Below are 3,042 nucleotides of genomic sequence, written 5' to 3' on the forward strand. Positions count from 1 at the left end.
GGCCCAGGCTCAGGAACAGGCGCCGCAGGCCGTCGCCGCGGCATGAGCGACGTTGCTGCCGCAAGGCAGCCCGTCGTTGCACTGACGGGTGCCACCGGTTTCATTGGCACCGCGTTGCGGCAGCAGCTGGTAGCTTCAGGCTACCGCGTACGTGCTCTCTACCGGCCCCGCGCCGGTCGTGTCCTGAAAGACACCGATAACCTCGAATGGATCGCCGGCGATCTCGGCGATCCGGTTGCCCTGGCTTCGCTGGTGAAGGGTGCCGACGCTTTCGTGCATTGTGCGGGCAGCGTGCGTGGCGCCCGTCGTACCGACTTCGACCGCATCAACGAACAAGGCGTCCTGGACACGGTCCAGGCGGCCAATGGCGAGCCCGGTTGCCGCCGATATCTCCTGATTTCCTCCCTCGCCGCCCGCGAGCCGCAGTTGTCCGACTATGCCGGCAGCAAGTGGCGTGGCGAGCGCGCACTCCAGGCCAACGCCGGCCGGCTGGCCTGGGCCGCCCTGCGGCCACCGGCGGTCTACGGCCCCGGCGATCGCGAGATGCTTCCCCTGTTCCAGGGGATGGCCCGCGGACTGGCGCCGATTCCTGGCGACGGCAAAGGCCGTTTTTCCCTCCTTCACGTCGCCGACCTCGCGTCAGCGGTGGTCGCCTGGCTGGCGTCCGAAGGCGATTCGGGAAATACTTATGAATTGGATGACGGCCACGAAAACGGCTACGACTGGGACACCGTGCTCGCCACGGCATCCCGCGTACTGCGTGGTAATGCACCGATCCGTCGGTTGCCGATTCCCGCGTCATTATTGCGACTTGTTGGCGGCGTTAATCTCGCCGCGGCGCGCGTCTTCGGATACGCGCCCATGCTGACCCTCGGCAAGGTGCGCGAGGTCACGCATGCCGACTGGGTCGGTAATGGCAGTGCCTTCGAACACGCGACCGGGTGGCGGCCCGTATTCGGCTTCGAGCGGGGTCTCGCCGACACGCTCGGCAAACCCTTTGCGCACTGAACGGAGTGCCCTGATGAATCACCAAGACGTTGTTGCACAACTTATCGAACTCGTCACCCCGATCGCGGAAGGTCGCGTGGCAGTGATCACCGAGAACACCGGCATCACCAGTGAGCTGGGGCTGGACTCGTTGCGAGTCATGGACCTCGTGGTCGCTGTCGAGGACCAGTTCGATATCTCCGTGCCCATCAATGCGCTCGCCGAGGTACGGACCGTGGGCGACTTCGCCTCGCTGATCCAGAAGTCGGCGGGCGAAAACGCATAAGCGAACACGCGTCGTCGCGTCACTGATCCAGAACTGCACGGGCAAACATCGCATGAAAGAGAATTCCAGGCTGAAGGCGGTTCGTGCCGTTCGGGAGGAGCTGGCAGCGGTCGGCATCGACCCGTTCGGTGTGCAGATCGACCGGATCGTCTCGCCCACCGAGGGGATCATCGACGGACGACCGACCATCCTTGCCGGCACCAACAATTACCTCGGGATGACGTTCGATCCGGATTGCATCGCGTCCGCGCGCGAGGCACTCGAGAACGCGGGCACCGGCACGACCGGCTCACGCATGGCCAATGGCAGCTACGCATCGCATCGCGAGCTCGAGCTGGACCTGGCCCGGTTCTACGGCAAGCGCGACGCCATCGTGTTCTCGACCGGCTACCAGGCCAACCTGGGCATGATCTCGGYGCTGGCCGGCCCGGGCGACACCGTGATGATCGATGCCGACAGCCACGCCAGTATCTACGACGGCTGCACGCTGGCCGGTGCGAACACCATCCGCTTCCGCCACAACGACGCCGACGACCTGGCCAAGCGCATGCGCCGCCTCGGCGACGGCGCCGYCGATGCACTGATCATCGTGGAAGGCGTGTACAGCATGCTGGGCGACCGCGCCCCGCTGCGCGACTTCGTCCGCGTGAAACAGGAATTCGGCGCCACCCTGCTGGTCGACGAAGCCCACTCCATGGGCGTGCTCGGCAAGAAGGGCCAGGGCCTGGCCGAAGAAGACGGCGTGCTTGCGGATATCGACTACGTCGTCGGCACCTTCAGCAAGAGCCTCGGTAACACCGGCGGCTTCTGTGTCGGCGACTCCGCCGACATGGACGTGCTTCGCTATGCCAGCCGGCCGTATGTCTTCACCGCCTCCCTCGCGCCGGCAACGATCGCCGCGACGCGCACAGCGCTGCGCAAGCTGGAGGCCGCGACCGACCTGAGGCTGCGCCTGCAGGCCAATGCGGAGCGCCTGCACGCCGGCCTCTCTGCGCTGGGCTTCCGCCTCGGCGCACCGGCCAATGCGGTGGTCGCCGTCCTCGTCGGGGAGAAGCTGGAAGCACTTCGCTTCTGGGATCATCTGCTCAAGAACGGTGTCTACGTGAACCTGATGGTGCCGCCGGCCACGCCGGGCAACGAATCGCTGCTCCGCTGCAGCGTCAGCGCCGCCCATACGCCGGAGCAGATCGACGCCATCTGTGCTGCGTTCGGAAGCTGGCCCGGCGTCAAAGCATGAAGCACTGGTTCTCCGATGGCGCATTTCGCGCCATCGTGCGCAACGCGTCCATCCTCGGATCGAGCAACGTCGTCAGTGCGTTGCTCAGCCTGCTCGCCCTCGGTTGCGCGGGCCGCGGCATGACGCCGGCGCTGTTCGGCACGCTGGTCGTCGTCCAGGCATACGCCAAGACGGTCAGCGATATCGCCAAGTTTCAGACCTGGCAGTTCGTCGTCCAGTTCGGCACGCCTGCCCTCGCCCACAAGGACATCAAGCGCTTCCGTGACGTCACGGGGTTCTCGTTCGGCCTGGACCTGGCCAGCGGCATCGTCGCCGCCTTGGGCGGCATGATCCTGTTGCCCCTGCTCAGCCATTCGGTGGGCATTTCGACGGAAGATTTCTGGTGGGCGCTGGCCTACTGCACGTTGATCCCGACCATGACGGCAGCGACGCCCACGGGCATCCTGCGCTCGATCGACCGCTTCGACCTGATCGCCGTACAGCAGGCCGTCACGCCGTTCCTGCGCGCCGTCGGCAGCGTCATCGCCTACTT

The 3,042-nt window shown here is 65.9% G+C and carries 4 protein-coding genes; all 4 read left to right on the forward strand.

Annotated features, from left to right (window positions below):
- The coding region (locus AC1DT2_RS19355) for an NAD-dependent epimerase/dehydratase family protein (protein ID WP_477298099.1) at window positions 1-1,008 on the forward strand (1,008 nt) is incomplete at its 5' end.
- A 13-nt stretch (window positions 1,009-1,021) separates the two neighbouring features.
- Window positions 1,022-1,273, forward strand: a complete 252-nt coding sequence (locus tag AC1DT2_RS19360; protein WP_063570620.1) for an acyl carrier protein — start codon at window positions 1,022-1,024, stop codon at window positions 1,271-1,273.
- Between the two features lie 52 nt (window positions 1,274-1,325).
- A complete protein-coding gene (spt, locus tag AC1DT2_RS19365; protein ID WP_477298100.1) occupies window positions 1,326-2,510 on the forward strand; it encodes a serine palmitoyltransferase in 1,185 nt (394 codons plus the stop codon).
- The coding region (locus AC1DT2_RS19370; protein WP_477298101.1) for a lipopolysaccharide biosynthesis protein at window positions 2,507-3,042 on the forward strand (536 nt) is incomplete at its 3' end. The genes spt and AC1DT2_RS19370, both read left to right, overlap by 4 nt.

Source organism: Luteibacter sp. P4_E6 (assembly GCF_056401535.1).